This window comes from Leifsonia sp. SIMBA_070 (assembly GCF_046534635.1).
GTDB lineage: Bacteria > Actinomycetota > Actinomycetes > Actinomycetales > Microbacteriaceae > Leifsonia.
On record NZ_JAWRYK010000886.1, the window covers coordinates 1 to 239 of the forward strand.

At 66.5% G+C, this 239-nt stretch carries 1 protein-coding gene; it reads left to right on the plus strand.

Features of this window, described 5'->3' with window-relative positions:
- Nucleotides 1-48: 48 nt before the first annotated feature.
- The coding region (locus tag SB754_RS22765; protein WP_410784535.1) for a hypothetical protein at nucleotides 49-239 on the plus strand (191 nt) is incomplete at its 3' end.

The following is a 239-nucleotide window of genomic DNA, read 5'->3' on the forward strand; positions in this document are numbered from 1 at the left end:
ACCTCCACCCGATTCGTCGCCAATCCGTATGGGCCCCAGGGTGACCGGATGTATCGCACCGGTGACGTGGTCCGGTGGGTCGCGGTCACCGGTCCCGACGGACGTCTCGGCCACGAGGTCGCCTACATGGGCCGTTCTGATCAGCAGGTCAAGGTCCGCGGCTTCCGTATCGAACTCGGCGAGATCGACGCGGTGCTCGCCGGTCATCCCGCGGTGGACTTCGCCGTCACGATCGGTGT